General features: G+C 46.5%; 14 protein-coding genes and 5 tRNA genes. 9 read left to right on the top strand and 10 right to left on the bottom strand.

Annotated elements, in window-relative coordinates; all coding sequences use genetic code 11:
* Positions 1-34: 34 nt before the first annotated feature.
* Positions 35-550, bottom strand: coding sequence for a prepilin-type N-terminal cleavage/methylation domain-containing protein (locus L1D60_RS17875; protein ID WP_275665736.1), 516 nt, complete (start codon positions 548-550; stop codon positions 35-37).
* A gap of 12 nt (positions 551-562) precedes the next feature.
* The gene (gene epmB, locus L1D60_RS17880; RefSeq protein WP_239842297.1) at positions 563-1,585 is read right to left on the bottom strand and encodes an EF-P beta-lysylation protein EpmB; all 1,023 of its coding nucleotides are present in this window, start codon (positions 1,583-1,585) and stop codon (positions 563-565) included.
* A gap of 33 nt (positions 1,586-1,618) precedes the next feature.
* Between epmB and efp the strand changes: the two genes are divergently transcribed.
* Positions 1,619-2,185: an elongation factor P gene (gene efp, locus L1D60_RS17885; protein WP_032551233.1), complete on the top strand. Its 567-nt coding sequence runs from the start codon at positions 1,619-1,621 to the stop codon at positions 2,183-2,185.
* A 271-nt stretch (positions 2,186-2,456) separates the two neighbouring features.
* A complete protein-coding gene (locus tag L1D60_RS17890) occupies positions 2,457-3,860 on the top strand; it encodes an SPFH domain-containing protein (RefSeq protein ID WP_239842298.1) in 1,404 nt (467 codons plus the stop codon).
* A 439-nt stretch (positions 3,861-4,299) separates the two neighbouring features.
* Here L1D60_RS17890 and frdD read toward each other — a convergent pair whose 3' ends face one another.
* From frdD to frdA, 4 genes are read right to left on the bottom strand one after another with little or no spacing between them, the layout of a single operon-like run.
* Positions 4,300-4,677, bottom strand: a complete 378-nt coding sequence (gene frdD / locus L1D60_RS17895; protein WP_150872923.1) for a fumarate reductase subunit FrdD — start codon at positions 4,675-4,677, stop codon at positions 4,300-4,302.
* 11 nt (positions 4,678-4,688) lie between these two features.
* A complete protein-coding gene (gene frdC / locus L1D60_RS17900; protein ID WP_239842299.1) occupies positions 4,689-5,072 on the bottom strand; it encodes a fumarate reductase subunit FrdC in 384 nt (127 codons plus the stop codon).
* A 1-nt stretch (position 5,073) separates the two neighbouring features.
* Positions 5,074-5,838: a succinate dehydrogenase/fumarate reductase iron-sulfur subunit gene (locus L1D60_RS17905; RefSeq protein ID WP_239842300.1), complete on the bottom strand. Its 765-nt coding sequence runs from the start codon at positions 5,836-5,838 to the stop codon at positions 5,074-5,076.
* The gene (gene frdA / locus L1D60_RS17910; RefSeq protein WP_239842301.1) at positions 5,838-7,655 is read right to left on the bottom strand and encodes a fumarate reductase (quinol) flavoprotein subunit; all 1,818 of its coding nucleotides are present in this window, start codon (positions 7,653-7,655) and stop codon (positions 5,838-5,840) included. Before frdA ends, L1D60_RS17905 begins: the two co-directional genes overlap by 1 nt.
* A 429-nt stretch (positions 7,656-8,084) precedes the next feature.
* Between frdA and epmA the strand changes: the two genes are divergently transcribed.
* On the top strand, positions 8,085-9,059 hold the full coding sequence (gene epmA / locus L1D60_RS17915) for an elongation factor P--(R)-beta-lysine ligase (RefSeq protein WP_239842302.1): 975 nt from the start codon (positions 8,085-8,087) through the stop codon (positions 9,057-9,059).
* A 40-nt stretch (positions 9,060-9,099) separates the two neighbouring features.
* Here the strand turns inward: epmA and L1D60_RS17920 are convergent, their stop codons facing one another.
* The 4 genes from L1D60_RS17920 to rsgA all read right to left on the bottom strand — a co-directional run bounded on the left by L1D60_RS17920 (position 9,100) and on the right by rsgA (position 13,928).
* On the bottom strand, positions 9,100-9,987 hold the full coding sequence (locus L1D60_RS17920) for a DMT family transporter (protein WP_239842303.1): 888 nt from the start codon (positions 9,985-9,987) through the stop codon (positions 9,100-9,102).
* Positions 9,988-10,169: 182 nt separating this feature from the next.
* A complete protein-coding gene (locus L1D60_RS17925) occupies positions 10,170-11,585 on the bottom strand; it encodes an SLC13 family permease (protein ID WP_239842304.1) in 1,416 nt (471 codons plus the stop codon).
* A 218-nt stretch (positions 11,586-11,803) separates the two neighbouring features.
* Positions 11,804-12,724, bottom strand: coding sequence for an archaetidylserine decarboxylase (gene asd / locus L1D60_RS17930; protein ID WP_239842305.1), 921 nt, complete (start codon positions 12,722-12,724; stop codon positions 11,804-11,806).
* Between the two features lie 148 nt (positions 12,725-12,872).
* Entirely contained in the window at positions 12,873-13,928 is a 1,056-nt protein-coding gene (gene rsgA, locus L1D60_RS17935) for a small ribosomal subunit biogenesis GTPase RsgA (RefSeq protein ID WP_239842306.1), read from the bottom strand.
* A gap of 152 nt (positions 13,929-14,080) precedes the next feature.
* On the opposite strand from rsgA, the gene orn reads away from it, so the two are divergent.
* The 6 genes from orn (at position 14,081) to L1D60_RS17965 (ending at position 15,357) form a co-directional block, all read left to right on the top strand.
* A complete protein-coding gene (gene orn, locus L1D60_RS17940; protein ID WP_239842307.1) occupies positions 14,081-14,626 on the top strand; it encodes an oligoribonuclease in 546 nt (181 codons plus the stop codon).
* 180 nt (positions 14,627-14,806) lie between these two features.
* Positions 14,807-14,882, top strand: a tRNA-Gly gene (locus L1D60_RS17945).
* Between the two features lie 39 nt (positions 14,883-14,921).
* Positions 14,922-14,989 (top strand) — tRNA-OTHER (locus tag L1D60_RS17950).
* 32 nt (positions 14,990-15,021) lie between these two features.
* Positions 15,022-15,097 (top strand) — tRNA-Gly (locus L1D60_RS17955).
* A 54-nt stretch (positions 15,098-15,151) separates the two neighbouring features.
* Positions 15,152-15,227: transfer RNA gene (locus L1D60_RS17960), tRNA-Gly, on the top strand.
* 54 nt (positions 15,228-15,281) lie between these two features.
* Positions 15,282-15,357, top strand: a tRNA-Gly gene (locus L1D60_RS17965).
* Positions 15,358-15,421: the final 64 nt, after the last annotated feature.

Raw genomic sequence — 15,421 nt, forward strand, 5'->3', positions numbered from 1 at the left:
TTTTGTCTAGACGATTAATATGTACAGATGGTGATTAACAACCGCTGGTGGTCAGTTCAAAGGTTGGTTGTGCTGTTGATGTGGCTTCGGTGTACTCGAGGTAACATTGTTGACCTGACTGCTTCTTTGTCTTCGTCATAAAGCGAATCCAAGGTATCTGGCGAGAAGTGTTGTGAAAATACCAATCGGCAGGATCATCGGAGTTGAAAATGGAGTCAGCAAATGTCGCCTCAATCAGGTGGCTCCAAGCATTTGCTGAATCTGCAGCCGGGTAGCCATAAACCAGTTGCACTTTGTCACCTTCAATAGTGATCTCTGCAGCGCTGAGTTTCTCTAGGCCTTGCTGGACTGCGATAGGGTAAACCATGTCTGCTGCCCCCTGCATTCCGCCTCGCAAGCCTTGAAGAGAAGAAATGCGAGCGTCACCTTGTAGATTTAAGAACTTATTCGCCGCTGTCACCGAAATAATACCTAAGATGACAATCACCACTACTAGCTCAATGATGGTAAAACCTTGATTACGTGTGGTGCTGTTCGAATACATCTTCATTTCGGTAACGTCTTATTCTAAGTGGAGGTCGAGTGGTGTTTTGCTGCTGCGGCCGCCTATCTCTCGGGTAAGCTTAGGTACAAGGTACCCTGACACTTCCGCCATCAAGCCTTGCATGTGCTGTTTGGCTTCTTCATCTGAGATATAGAAATGGGCCGCGCCCTGTACCTTATCAAGTACGTGCATATAGTAGGGTAAAACCCCAGCATCGAATAGACTTTCGCTTAGATTTTTCAAAGAGTTAACACAATTGTTCACGCCTTTCAGCATCACCCCTTGGTTAAGCAGGATTACGCCACTTTGTTTGAGTTTCGATAATGCGAGTTTTAACTCATCGTTGATCTCATTGGCGTGATTAATATGGTTCACTAGCACTACATTAAGGCGAGTCGAACTTAGTATTTGGCATAGCTCGTCAGTAATACGTACGGGAATCACCACCGGTAGACGACTGTGGATACGAACCGTCTTGATATGTGGGATAGATTCAATCGCGTTAACTAGCCATTTTAGTTCACTGTCTTTGGCCATCAACGGGTCACCACCGGAAAGCAGTACTTCATTGATCTCTGGATGTTGAGCCACATAGTCGAGACTTGTTTGCCAAACAGATTTAGAGCCCTTGTTATCTTGATAAGGGAAATGGCGACGGAAGCAGTAACGACAGTTCACCGCGCAGCCGCCTTTTACAATCATCAAAGCGCGGTTTTTGTATTTGTGCAGTAGCCCCGGAATAGCGTTGTCTTGCTCTTCTAGCGGATCAGCAGAGTAACCTTCATGCACTTCAAACTCTTCACTTAGCGGTAAAACCTGACGTAATAACGGGTCATGTGGGTTGCCTTTTTCCATTCGCTCGACAAAGCTTAACGGTACGCGCAGCGCAAATAGGTTGCGTGCGGCAAAGCCTGCTTGCCATGGTGTTGGGTCTATTTCCAATGCTTCAAGGAGTTTTGTCGGGTCTGAGATCGCATTCGATAGCTGTTTGAGCCAGTTTTGCTCAACAGATTCGACTTTTCGGGTTATGATATGCGGCATTGAAATCAACTCAAAGATGTGTAAGAGGAAATCATGGCGTCAGTAAGCACCAATGAATTCAAAGGCGGTTTAAAATTCATGATGGATAACGAGCCTTGCTCAATTATCGAAAATGAATACGTTAAGCCAGGTAAAGGCCAAGCGTTTAACCGTGTTAAACTTCGTAAACTGCTGTCAGGCAAAGTGTTAGAGAAAACATTCAAGTCAGGCGATACAGTAGAACTAGCAGACGTTGTAGACGTTGATCTAGGTTACCTGTACTCAGATGGCGAGTTTTTCCACTTCATGAACAACGAGACATTCGAGCAAATCGCTGCAGATGCGAAAGCAGTTGGCGAAACAGCTAAATGGCTAGTTGAAAACGACGTATGTACTCTAACGTTGTGGAATGATAACCCTATCACAGTAACTCCGCCAAACTTTGTTGAAATCGAAGTTACGGATACCGATCCTGGCCTGAAGGGTGATACTCAAGGTACTGGTGGTAAACCAGCAACTCTAGCAACAGGTGCGGTGGTTCGCGTACCTCTGTTCATCGCTATCGGTGAAGTTGTTAAAGTAGATACTCGTACTGGCGAATACGTTGGTCGTGTGAAGTAATTTACTTCAACTGTTTGATGAAAGGTCGCTTAGGCGGCCTTTTTTATTGCCTGCTGTTTTCCCCTTGCCGATTCTGGCTTACACCAAAAGTGACCTCTTTCGCATAATTAGACTAAATCTGTATTATTCGTAAAAATCTTATAAATTTGATGAATCTTTCGATTATTCCTAAATGTAACAATTTGATACATTAGTCCCTGTTGTCAGTGAGTTGTATATCACTTTGATTTTTATCGATTTAACTCAATGACAATCCAATAAGGAGAATAAAATGGAAAGCAGAGGCTTAGGACAGGGTTTGAAAGTAGAAGAGAGACGTCAGCTCCTACATAAAGGACTCAAAGCAGCAGTATTTGGTGTTCCACTGCTCGCGTTAGGCTTAACAATTAATAGCTCAGTGCTGATGACCGATGCCGGTTACAGCTACGTGCACCAAAATAACATTACCGGTGAACTTGATGTTTTCACAGAACCTGGCATTCACTTTCGCATGCCATTTCTGTCTAAAATCACCAAGTATGACCAAGTCATCACCGTGTCATTCGGCAATAGCAAAGGGGAAGATTTCTATCAGAGGTTAGATCCGGTACAGGTGCGTTTTGCTGATACCTACATCGGGCAGATCCCGGTGACGTTCCGCTTTAAGTTGAGCAACGATCCGCAAGCTGTGGAAAAGATGCATAAAGAGTTTCGTAACAACAGTAACTTGATTGATGCCTTGCTGGTGAAGAACGCGCGTAACGTGACAGTGATTACCGCAACTCAATACACGGGTGAAGAGTTCTTCCAGGGTGGTTTGAACCAGTTTAAATCTAAACTCGGTGATCAACTGCGTGAAGGTATCTACCTAACCGAGCGTCGCCAAGTAGAAGTGGAAGAGTTAGAGCTAGCGCCTGTCGGGGCAAATCAGTCGAACTCGAACCAGCTACAACGAACGAATCAGTTGGTTTGGAAGACGGTTCCTGTCGTAGACAATACTGGTCAGCCAATTCGTCAGGATAATCCGCTGCAACAATATGGTATCCAAGTAACACAGGTGACGATTGGTGATCCACAGCCAGAGAAGCAGCTTGATCAGCTATTGGCGGATAAGAAGCGCTTAGTTGCTGATCGTATTCGAGCGATTCAAGAGCAGGAGACCTCAAAAGCACAGGCTGAGACAGAGCAGCTACGTAAAGAGATTCAACGTACTCGTGAAGTGCAAGATGCACAACGTAGCAAAGAGCTCGCAATCATCGCTCAGCAAAAAGAGGTAGAGGTTGCGCGTCAGATTGCTGAGCGTGAAATCGTAGAGGTTGAGAAGACTAAGCGACTGGCTGAGGTTGAGAAAGAGAAAGAGCTCGCGACAGCAGAAGCGAACCTAGCTATTCAAAAAGCCAATGCGTTGTCGGCCGAATTTGAAGCGAAAGCGATTCTTGAAAAAGGCAGAGCGGAAGCCGAAGTACTTAAGGCTAAGTATGCAGCACTAGGTGCCAACCGTGAGGTGTATCTTGCGGAGCTCAACCGCGATGTGGCGAACTCGCTGTACAATAATCTGCAAAACTTCCAAGTGCAGATGCCGCAAAACTACATCGGTGGCGGTGAAGAGACTGGCTTGAAAACCAACCTCGATGTGATTACCGGCTTCGGTGCACTAGGCTTAATGGACCAAACCAAGAAGGTCACACAGCAATAAGATCATCGGTGGTCAAAAGCTCTAATGGCTTGATGATTTAAAAACACAAAGAGGCTGATACCTAGGTATCAGCCTCTTTTCCTTGAATCGAACATTATTAAAATATACGACTCTTACCTGCCAAGTGACATCGTTGTTCTTATGGTGATGATAATATCAATAACAAAGTCGATTGATGTAAGGCGGTGTAAGTGACGTTTGTAAACGTATATCGCCAACAACAAAAAAGCAGAACAAGGTAACCCTGTTCTGCTTCTACTTTTAAGTTCTTCGCATCTCGATTACCCGAAACTCGAATCTGCTTTTAGCTCTTCGCATCTCGATTACTCGAAACTCGAATCTGCTCTTAAGCTCTTCTCATCTCGATTACCCGGGACTCGAATCTGCTTTTAGCTCTTCGAAACTCGATTACTCGAAACCCGCACCTGCTTTTAGGCTCTTAAATCATAAACACAAAGATAACAGCCAATGCGCTGATTAAGCCTGCGAATGCGTAGCATGCAACCTTACCTACAACACCTGTGTGGAACTTAAGGTCGTGCATACCGTGATGAACACGGTGCATTGCGTGCCACATCGGTAGGGCTAGTGTACCAATCACAAATAGACCACCAATGATGCTGGTTGCGAAGCCAGACACACGCTCGTAGCTCATCGCTTCTGCATCGATAATGCCCATTGGTACTAAGATGCCTAATACCAGAATCGTGATTGGGGTGATCATCGCAAACCAAGTGCCGCCAGCGCCAAATAGACCCCACCAGATTGGCTCGTCAGAACGTTTAGGAGCACGATTTACTTTGTAACTTGGGTTCATAATTCAGCTCCTTAAACCACAACAAGAACGATTAATGAGATAAAGGCTACCGCTGCCCATTGGCCTAGTACGATAAGTTTTTTATCGAGCAGTTTGCCTTTGATGCGGATCGGCATTACCTGAGGCATCATACTAAAGAAAGTTTGAGCATGAAGCAGGCTACCCAGTAGCGCGACAATGTTAATGCCGACGATTAAAGGGTTCGCCATGAAGTCTAGCCATGTTTGCCAAGACTCAGGTCCTTTCACAAGCGCGCCTAGACCAAAGGTCAAGAACACCGTGAACAGTACCAGTGGCAGTACCGTTGCTTCACGTAGCATGTAGAAGCGGTAGAACGGATGGTTGCTCCACCACGTACGGGTCATTTCGCGAACATAAGGTTTACGGTTGCTCATCTTATGCCTCCTCTGCCGTTTTCGCTAGCGTACCGTCAGGTTTGAACATTGAGATAACGAAGTCCATTGAAGACTCAACTTTGCCTTGGTTAACCGCCGCTGCTGGGTCTACTTTCTTCGGACACACTTCAGAACAGTAACCCACGAACGTACAACCCCAAGCACCGTTTTCACCGTTGATAAGCTTCATACGCTCATCTTTACCATTATCACGGCTATCTAGGTTGTAACGGTGTGCAAGAGTCAGTGCCGCAGGGCCAATGAACTCAGGGTTTAGACCGAACTGAGGACACGCTGCGTAGCAAAGACCACAGTTGATACAGCCAGCGAACTGTTTGTATTTCGCCATTTGCTCTGGTGTTTGCAGGTTAGTGCCGTCTTCTGGTTTACGGTCGTTACCAATGATGTATGGTTTGATCGCTTCTAGGCGCTCGATGAACGGAGTCATGTCGACAATCAAATCTTTCTCGATTGGGAAGTTTGCAAGTGGCTCAATCGTTAGACCGTTAGGGTAGTCACGTAAGAAGCTCTTACAGGCTAGTTTTGGCACGCCATCAACCATGATGCCGCAAGAACCACAGATCGCCATACGACAAGACCAACGGTATGACAGATCTTTATCTAGGTTGTCTTTGATGTAACCAATGGCGTCTAACACAGACATCGTTTCATCAAATGGCACTTCGAAAGTCTGCATGTACGGTTCTGCATCTTTCTCTGGGTCGTAGCGCAGAATGTCTACTTTTTGGATACGGTTTGCTGACATTACGCTTTCTCCTCTTCACGGTTCTCATCTTGAGCTGCTTTTTCAGCGGCTGCCGCTTTCTCTGCTGCTTCACCGTACAGACGAGCTTTCGGTTGAGATTTGGTGATCTTAACGTCGCTGTAGTCGATGGTTGGTGCTGCATCTTCGTTGAAGAAAGATAGAGAGTGTTTTAGGAAGTTCACGTCATCACGCTCAGTGCAGTTGTCGTCTAGACGTTGGTGTGCACCGCGAGACTCTTTACGAAGGATCGCTGAGTGAACCATCGCTTCCGCCACTTCTAGGCCGTAGCCCACTTCGATAGCGTAAAGTAGGTCAGTGTTGAACACTTTACCTTTGTCTTTAATGCTGATCTTTTTGTAGCGCTGCTTAAGTTCAGTGATCTTGTCGATGGTTGCTTGCATCAGGTCTTCTTGACGGTAGATACCACAACCTGCTTCCATGGTGTGACCCATTTCAGTACGGATATCTGCCCAGTTTTCGTCGCCTTCTTGGTTCATTAGCGCTGTGATGCGATCTTCGACTGCTTTGACTTGTTTAGCGATAGACTCTTCATTCCAGCCTTTGAATTCAGCCGCGCGTTGCACCGCGTGTTCACCCGCTACGCGACCAAATACCACGAACTCAGCCAGAGAGTTTGAACCTAGGCGGTTTGCACCATGCAGACCAACAGACGCACACTCACCAACTGCGAATAGACCTTTAATACGAGTCTCACATTGACCGTTGGTTTCGATACCACCCATGGTGTAGTGAACCGTTGGACGAATTGGGATTGGCTCTTTTGCAGGGTCAACGTTTACGTAAGCTTTCGCTAGCTCACAGATGAACGGTAGACGCTCTTGCAGGTACTCTTCACCAAGGTGGCGAAGGTCAAGGTGTACCACATCACCAAGAGGGTGCTTGATGGTGTTGCCTTTCTGCTGCTCGTGCCAGAATGCTTGAGAAACTTTGTCGCGAGGACCCAGTTCCATGTATTTGTTTTTAGGCTGACCCACTGGAGTTTCTGGGCCCATGCCGTAGTCTTGTAGGTAACGGTAGCCGTTCTTATTGACGATGATACCGCCTTCACCACGACAACCTTCGGTCATCAAGATGCCTGTGCCTGGTAGGCCGGTTGGGTGGTATTGAACGAACTCCATATCGCGCAGTGGTACACCGTGGCGATAAGCCATTGCCATACCGTCGCCTGTTACAATGCCGCCGTTAGTGTTGCAGTGATAAACACGACCTGCACCACCGGTTGCTAGCACAACAGATTTCGCCTTGATGGTAACAAGCTCACCTTCAGACATGTGAATCGCGATAAGGCCTTGTACTTCACCTTCTTCAACGATCAAATCCACCACAAAGTACTCATCAAATCGTTTGATTTGGTCGTACTTCATCGAAGTCTGGAACAGAGTATGAAGCATGTGGAAGCCGGTTTTATCCGCTGCGAACCACGTTCTCTCTACCTTCATACCGCCGAATCGGCGTACGTTTACTTCACCGTTTTCTTTACGACTCCATGGGCAGCCCCATTGCTCCATTTGGATCATTTCGCGAGTCGCGTTCTCAACAAAGTATTCAACAACATCCTGTTCACATAGCCAGTCGCCACCGCCAACCGTATCGTTGAAGTGGTTATCTAGGCTATCTTCGTCCTTGATTACTGCCGCTGAACCGCCTTCTGCCGCTACCGTGTGCGAACGCATTGGGTAAACTTTAGAAATCAGTGCTACTTCTAATTCAGGATTAGCTTCAGCCGCTGCAATAGCAGTACGAAGACCAGCGCCGCCTGCGCCGATGACTGCGATATCTGTGGTAATTGTCTTCACAGTTATCCTCCAGTGTGATGCGGAGTTTTCCGCTTGTTATTATAAAAAGCCAATTTAGGAAGTTCTAAATAGTAGGAACCATTTAGCACCCCTAAGCCTTAAGTGGTAGGTTCAGTGTATGAGATGACGTGATTTCAAAAATTGATTTATTTAGTGTTTTGCTTCGGTAGTGCAAGTGAGAGCATAAACTTTATGGGATCTGTGACTGCAATCACGGCAAGAATTTGTTGCGTGCTACAGATAAAAGAAGGTGTTGATTAATGCGGCGATATTGAGTGGTTTATTATTGATTTTGTTGATTATTATTCGCGTTAACCATCAATGTCAGTGTTATAAACCTTCTGATAACTGAGCATTAAGAAAAGATGATCTTTTGCTAAACAAACGGTATCTTTCGCCCCAGTTATTTCAGTGGGTAATCCTAAAATCATGAACCAAGCTAACTGGCAGCCAGCTGCGCCGATTAAGCAGTTGAAACAACGTGCTTTATTGATTCGTCAGATCAGAAACTTCTTTTTTGAGCGTGACGTAATGGAGGTCGACACGCCTGCGATGAGCCACGCGACCGTCACCGATGTGCATTTACACACTTTCAAAACGGAGTTTGTTGGCCCTGGGTATGCAGATGGTCAAAAGCTGTTTTTCATGACTAGCCCAGAATTTCACATGAAACGTCTTTTGGCGGCAGGCAGCGGATGTATCTATCAAATTGCTAAAGCCTTTCGTAATGAAGAGAACGGTCGTTACCACAATCCTGAATTTATGATGTTGGAGTGGTATCGAGTAGGTTTCGATCATCATAAATTAATGGATGAGATGGATGACCTACTGCAACTGGTTCTGAAATCGGGCAAGGCAGAGCGCATGACCTATCAAAACGCTTTTGTTGATGTGCTAGGAGTGTGCCCACTGGAAGGTTCAATGGCAGAGCTGAAAGTGTGTGCAGGCAAATTAGGCCTGAGCGATATTGCGGATCCGGAACAAGACAGAGACACTTTGTTGCAGCTTTTGTTTAGCATTGGCGTGGAGCCTAAAATTGGCCAGCAAGTACCGGTTTTTGTTTATGACTTCCCAGCGTCTCAAGCTGCACTGGCTAAGATTAACCCACAAGACAATCGCGTAGCTGATCGCTTCGAGGTTTACTTTAAAGGCATTGAGTTGGCGAACGGGTTTCACGAATTGGATAACCCGCAAGAGCAGTTGCAACGCTTTGAAGAAGATAATCAGAAGCGTATCGAGATGGGGCTAGAGCCACAACCGATCGATTACCACCTTATTGAAGCGTTGAAGTCGGGTTTACCAAGTTGTGCAGGTGTAGCACTAGGTATAGACCGATTAATCATGCTAGCAATGGGGCATGATCATATCGACGAAGTGACGGCATTTCCTTTCCCACGCGCTTAACGCTTGCTTTTTAGAGTCAGCTAATTCTGGTTACGTCAGGTTAGCTGACCAATATCCCCGTTCCCACTACGGCGACAATCGCGCCAATCCAAGCGTACGCGTTAGGCCTTTGCTTAGTATAAATCCATAAAATAGGCAGTAGCATGATTGGCGTTGTTGATGATAACAGTGCCACCATTCCGACATTCCCTTCTTGCAGTGCATAGAGAATCAGCGTCATCCCTACCGCCATCGCGAGAAAACCGTTAATCGCAGTAATGAAAAGTATGTTGCCGTTGATTGGATTGACCACGCGCGACAACCTTGCTCCCGTTAATCGAAATAGTGAGTGGGCGATAAACGCGGTGATCATTCGAATCGCCGAGGCAGCAACGGGGTCGATGTTCGTTTGCATCACCGGTTTGGCGATGATGCCACCCAACGCCTGGCAAATGGCCGCGGTTAGCCCCAAAGCCACACCAATCCAAACTGTGCCTTTGATGGTTTCAAGCTGGTTGTTTGCTTGTCCCTTACGACCGAAGAAAATAGCAGTGAGTACACCACTAAACACCAGCGCAGAGCCGATGAGCTCCAGGCTAGTCATGCTTTCACTAAACAGGAAGTAGCCAAGAATGGCAGAGAAAACAGCGTGACAAGAGAACAGTAAACCGGCTTGGCGTGGTCCCATTCGGTTCAAACAAGCAAATAGGGCTGTGTCACCAATAAAGATACCAATCAAACCTGACAGCATCATTGGCGTGATTAAGTCTGTTTCTACCGTTGTCCAACCACCGGTGATCCAAGCCATAGTTGAGAGCATGATGGCTGTACAACCCATCCGCCAGCGACTATAAGCGAATGACCCCAAGTGCTGAGCCGGTTTCACCGACATCAAGCTGGCAATCGCCCACAAAAAAGCCGCCGCTAAGGCCAACCATTCAAATCCCATTGCTCACATCCATGTAAAAAAGCGAAGAGATCTAATATGCCTGAAAGCCTTTAGTTAGAAAAGATCCGAGGGAGAAAAGGTTTAGCGTCAAACAGTCCACTCGCAGAAATTTGATGGATATGATTTCTCGATAGAAAACATAAGCCGCAGCCCGACGTTTTATCGGGCTGCGGCGAGTTTGGTTAGACGAATAAGAACATTGCTAGGTAGACAATAGCGAGACCCACAACACCTAAGATAACGCCCATTTTCGCCATGTCTTTGCTTTCGATAAGGCCGGTCGAGTAGGCGAGCGAGTTTGGTGGTGTCGATACGGGTAGAATCATGCCGAGTGAAGCTGAGAAAGCGACAACGACTAGAAGTCCTTGCAAGCCACCGATCGCAGCCAAGCTCTCCATAGATGCCCCAATAGCCGCCGCAATCGGCATCAATAAGTTAGCTGTAGCAGTATTGGACATGAAGTTCGCCATCAACCAACAAACAATGGATAGCGTCAGAACGACAGCCGCCGGAGAGAGGGATTCATAATCAATCGCGTGCGCCAGTGCGGCTGCCAATCCAGTCTTGTCTAAACCAATGCCAATCGCGATACCACCGGCAACTAACCACAATACATCCCAGTTAATCAGTTTGAGTTCTTCTTTACCCATGATGCCGGTTAAGGTGAACACCGCCAGTGGAATGATAGACACTACATAGGTGTTCATGCCGTGCAATTTGGTCGTCATCCACAACAGAATCGTTGCCGCAAAGGTGACGTAAACCACGATAGCGCGCCAACTCTTTTTAAACTGACCATCGAGTCTTAACACCATGTTCTTCTGTTGAGACGGGAAAAACTTCTGCAATAGAACCCAAGCAATCGTCAGCTGGATAATTACAAAAGGCAGACCCATCATCATCCAGCTAAGGAAGTCGATGGTGTTCTCTCCAGTGAGGTATTGCAATGCTATTGCGTTCGGTGGTGTCCCGATCGGCGTTGCGATACCACCCGTATTCGCCGCGATTGGAATACACAACACTAAGGCTTTAATACCTAAATCTCCTTTCGGTGCTGATGCGACAATCGGGCCGAGTAGCGCGAGCATCATCACTGTGGTCGCGGTATTCGACATGAACATTGAAAATACCGCGGTGATCAGCATCAGCCCGAGCATGATGTAGCGAGGCTCTGTCCCAAAAGGTTTCAGAAGAACACGCGCTAAGTTGTTATCCAATTCATACTTTGAAGCCGCGATCGCCAATGCAAAACCACCCATGAACAGAATGATGATTGGCGAAGAGAAGGCGCTGAAGATATCGGTGTATTTGATCAGCTCCCCTAAATCATGGCCGGCTGGTGGTTGTCTGAATAGGTGCAAGCCTTTGTCGGATATCATGATCACTTCAAGGGTGATGATCAGGATCGAGGTCGCGAAAACAGGAACTGGCTCCAAAACCCAAAGTAGAGCAGCGAGTAGGAAGATAGCCAAAAGACGATGTTGAATTAAGGTCAAATCGTCAATGGGAATGGAGTCGATAGGCATAAAAAGCACACCTAACGGAATTGCAAAGCAGAGCAGCAATTTAACGAGAACGCCAACATTGAGCTTAGGCATGTGAAGGAAACCCTATGAAGAAATATCTACAAATAGAGTAAGTTATCTGATTTTTGGATACTTGGGTGATGGTTATAAAATTGCAAAGTCGTTTAACTTTTCGGCAACTGTTTTGCTTTTGGTCAATATTTGTTAACGGGCTTTCAAGTTGAGTCGGCCGTAGATACAAAAAAGGTGAGCCATGAGCTCACCTTTCAATATCAACGAATCACTAGAGATTATTCTTGCTCAGCGTCATCTGCTTGTACGTTTTCTGCTTCTGCTTCTGCTTCTGCTTCTGCTGACGCGATGTGCGCGTAAGGCGTACCTAGAACTGTTTTCTCACCGTTTGCCATGCTCTCATCGAACTTGATGGCATCTTTAGCAAATAGGTTGATAACAGTTGAGCCTAGCTTGAAACGGCCCATCTCTTCGCCTTTCTTCAGGATAACTGCTTTGTCACCTTCTGCTGGGTAATCCCATTTGTAAACCGTGTTACCGCGCGGTGGTGTAATGGTGCCAGCCCAAACTTGCTCAATACTACCTACGATTGTTGCACCGACCAGAACTTGTGCCATTGGGCCAAATTCAGTATCGAAGATACACACTACACGCTCATTACGAGCAAATAGGTTAGGAACGTTTTCGGCTGTTAGTGGGTTTACAGAGAACAGATCACCTGGAACGTAGATCATCTGGCGCAGTGTACCGTCGCACGGCATATGAACGCGGTGGTAATCACTTGGTGATAGGTACAGAGTCGCGAATTCACCGTCTTTAAACTCTTCAGCTAGGTTAGCGTCGCCACCTAGTAGTTCGCGCGCTGAGAAATCATGACCTTTCGCTTGGATCAGTTTGCCATCTGTAATCGGGCCAAATTGGCTTACGCGTGCATCGGCTGGGTGCACAATTACAGATTCGCCTTCCGCGATTGGACGCATGCCTTCTTTAAGCTCACGTACGAAGAACTCGTTGAAGGTCTTGAAGTGTTTTGGATCGCTGTGAAGGGCTTCATCCATGTTCACTTTGTACTGCTTGATGAACCAGTTGATGATCGCTGTGGTTAAACCGCCCGCTTTAGCTGACGCTAGTTTACCGACTAGACGAGTCAGTCCATGTTGTGGAATCCAGTACTGCAATCCAACTTTGATCTTATCCATTGTATTAATATTCCAATGTTGTGTATTTCTTCAATGAAAATCAGTTAATGACGCTTTAGGGCGCGAGATGTTACTCAATATCGCGCCAATTGTCAGCAAGTGCGCAAACTTTGGTTGCAACTGCTGAGAGTTATTCACAAAAACGGCCTTAAAGATCAGCCTTCTTGTTTCTTGAGTACTGTCGGTTGGCCTTATTTTCAACCATGCTCTCAATGATGCGGTGATAGTTCTCAAAGCGAATACGGCTGATCTTGCCATCCTCAACCGCTTCGCGAAGGATACAACCCGGGTCATCATTGTGTTTACAGTCACGGAACTTACAACCACCAAGATATGGCTTGAACTCAACAAAGGCTTCGGTGATGGCTTCTGGCTCTAAGTGCCATAAACCAAATTCACGAACTCCCGGCGAGTCAATTAGGTCACCGCCCGATGGGAAGTGATATAAACGCGCAGCGGTAGTGGTGTGCTGACCAAGACCTGAGTTTTCTGAAACTGCGCCTTCTTCGATATCAAGCGTTGGCATCAGTGCGTTAACTAGGCTTGATTTACCTACGCCTGATTGACCAACAAAGATGTTGATGCGGTTTGCTAGCTCTGCTTCAAGCTCAGCAATGCCATAGCCAGTCTCTTTACTCACAAATAGAACCTTGTAGCCAATCTCTTCATAGATGGTCAGTGTCTGTTTATATTCTGTGAGCTGTTCTTCGCTGAGTAGATCAACTTTGTTCAATACAATCAGCGGCGCGATGCTTAATGTGTCAGATGCGATCAGGTAGCGGTCGATAATATTCAAAGACAGCTCTGGCAATACCGCAGACACAATAACCATCTGATCAACGTTAGCGGCTACAGGCTTCAAACCATCGTAGTAGTCTGGACGCGTTAGAATAGAAGTACGTGGCTCAACGGCCTCAACCACACCTGAGATACCAGCCATTGATTCAAGCCCTGCACGCCAGATCACTCGGTCGCCAGAGACCAAGCTTTCGATACCGCGACGTAAGTTACAACGGTGAATCTCATTGGTTTCTACGTCTTCAATGTCTGCATGTTGACCAAATCGAGTGATTACAAGGCCACTCTTGGTGCCGCCGAGCATGCTCTCATCCCACTGAACAGAGTCTTCCTGCTTGAGTCGTTTCTTTTGGTTACTGCGTACGCGTCGTACTTGACCTTTGGTTAACTTTTTCTTTTTCGCCACAATTTTCTACTTAAACACATCTAACTTGATGATAGGGAACTCGTCGTAACTGAGCTTGTTGCCATGACATTTCCACGGTACAAAACCTAGTTTGAGTATACTTATTTGGGTATAGTACCTCTTTTACACGCAAACAAATAGGCAGCGCCATTATGTCCTTTAGCGATCAGAACCTAATATGGGTTGATCTAGAGATGACGGGACTTGATCCTGAAACTCATAAAATCATTGAAATTGCTTCTATCGTTACCGATAGTGAGCTTAACATTCTTGCTGAAGGCCCAGTATTAGCTATTCATCAACCAGACAGCGAGCTGGATAAAATGGATGAGTGGTGTACGACGACGCATACGGGCAGTGGCTTAGTTAAGCGTGTGAAAGAGAGTACAGTAACGGAACAAGACGCGATTGCTCAAACGATCGAGTTTCTTGAAAAGTGGGTACCGAAGGGTAAATCGCCAATCTGTGGCAACAGTATTGGCCAAGATCGTCGCTTTTTATACAAACACATGCCTGAACTTGAAGAATACTTCCACTACCGCTACATCGATGTGAGTACTTTGAAAGAGCTCACACGTCGTTGGAAGCCTGAAGTACTAGATGGCTTTACTAAGTCTGGTAGTCACTTGGCCTTAGATGACATTCGTGAGTCAATTGCTGAACTTCAGTACTACCGCAAGACGATCATCAATATCTAATTGATTCAAAATGATTGTTTTGAATTGATTATCTGGCTGCGAAATCAACATTTTTTTGAAATTCTGTGTGCTTTTTCAGCACTTGACGAAAAAGTTGCAGAATTTTGCATTAAGGACTTGCATCACAAAAAAATGCTCTTATAATTCGCAGCCCTGAACGGCGAAAGACGTTTTCAGAATGCGACACTAGCTCAGCTGGTAGAGCGCAACCTTGCCAAGGTTGAGGTCACGAGTTCGAACCTCGTGTGTCGCTCCAAATTGATAGCTTTCATTGTGCTTAACAATGACATCCGGACGCGGGATGGAGCAGCTTGGTAGCTCGTCGGGCGAAGGTCGTCGGTTCAAATCCGGCTCCCGCAACCACATTACAGTTAAACGCAATAGCGGTTAACTATGCGACACTAGCTCAGCTGGTAGAGCGCAACCTTGCCAAGGTTGAGGTCACGAGTTCGAACCTCGTGTGTCGCTCCAATTTGAAGATTAACGCGAAAGCGATAATCGAAAGGTGAAAGACCTTTCCGTGATGCGACACTAGCTCAGCTGGTAGAGCGCAACCTTGCCAAGGTTGAGGTCACGAGTTCGAACCTCGTGTGTCGCTCCAATTTGWAGATTAACGYGAAAGCGGTAATCGAAAGGTGAAAGACCTTTCCGTGATGCGACACTAGCTCAGCTGGTAGAGCGCAACCTTGCCAAGGTTGAGGTCACGAGTTCGAACCTCGTGTGTCGCTCCAAATTGATAGCTTTCATTGTGCTTAACAATGACATCCGGACGCGGGATGGAGCAGCTTGGTAGCT

The sequence above is a fragment of the Vibrio sp. Isolate30 genome, from assembly GCF_022397975.1.
GTDB lineage: Bacteria > Pseudomonadota > Gammaproteobacteria > Enterobacterales > Vibrionaceae > Vibrio > Vibrio fortis.

What these genes read in the sequence shown, in the direction of transcription:
- asd (WP_239842305.1), bottom strand. Translation starts at nt 12,724, where the DNA reads ATGGATAAGATCAAAGTTGGATTGCAGTACTGGATTCCACAACATGGA.
- epmB (WP_239842297.1), bottom strand. Translation starts at nt 1,585, where the DNA reads ATGCCGCATATCATAACCCGAAAAGTCGAATCTGTTGAGCAAAACTGG.
- L1D60_RS17920 (WP_239842303.1), bottom strand. Translation starts at nt 9,987, where the DNA reads ATGGGATTTGAATGGTTGGCCTTAGCGGCGGCTTTTTTGTGGGCGATT.
- L1D60_RS17925 (WP_239842304.1), bottom strand. Translation starts at nt 11,585, where the DNA reads ATGCCTAAGCTCAATGTTGGCGTTCTCGTTAAATTGCTGCTCTGCTTT.
- orn (WP_239842307.1), top strand. Translation starts at nt 14,081, where the DNA reads ATGTCCTTTAGCGATCAGAACCTAATATGGGTTGATCTAGAGATGACG.
- L1D60_RS17905 (WP_239842300.1), bottom strand. Translation starts at nt 5,838, where the DNA reads ATGTCAGCAAACCGTATCCAAAAAGTAGACATTCTGCGCTACGACCCA.
- L1D60_RS17875 (WP_275665736.1), bottom strand. Translation starts at nt 550, where the DNA reads ATGAAGATGTATTCGAACAGCACCACACGTAATCAAGGTTTTACCATC.
- epmA (WP_239842302.1), top strand. Translation starts at nt 8,085, where the DNA reads ATGAACCAAGCTAACTGGCAGCCAGCTGCGCCGATTAAGCAGTTGAAA.
- efp (WP_032551233.1), top strand. Translation starts at nt 1,619, where the DNA reads ATGGCGTCAGTAAGCACCAATGAATTCAAAGGCGGTTTAAAATTCATG.
- L1D60_RS17890 (WP_239842298.1), top strand. Translation starts at nt 2,457, where the DNA reads ATGGAAAGCAGAGGCTTAGGACAGGGTTTGAAAGTAGAAGAGAGACGT.
- frdC (WP_239842299.1), bottom strand. Translation starts at nt 5,072, where the DNA reads ATGAGCAACCGTAAACCTTATGTTCGCGAAATGACCCGTACGTGGTGG.
- frdD (WP_150872923.1), bottom strand. Translation starts at nt 4,677, where the DNA reads ATGAACCCAAGTTACAAAGTAAATCGTGCTCCTAAACGTTCTGACGAG.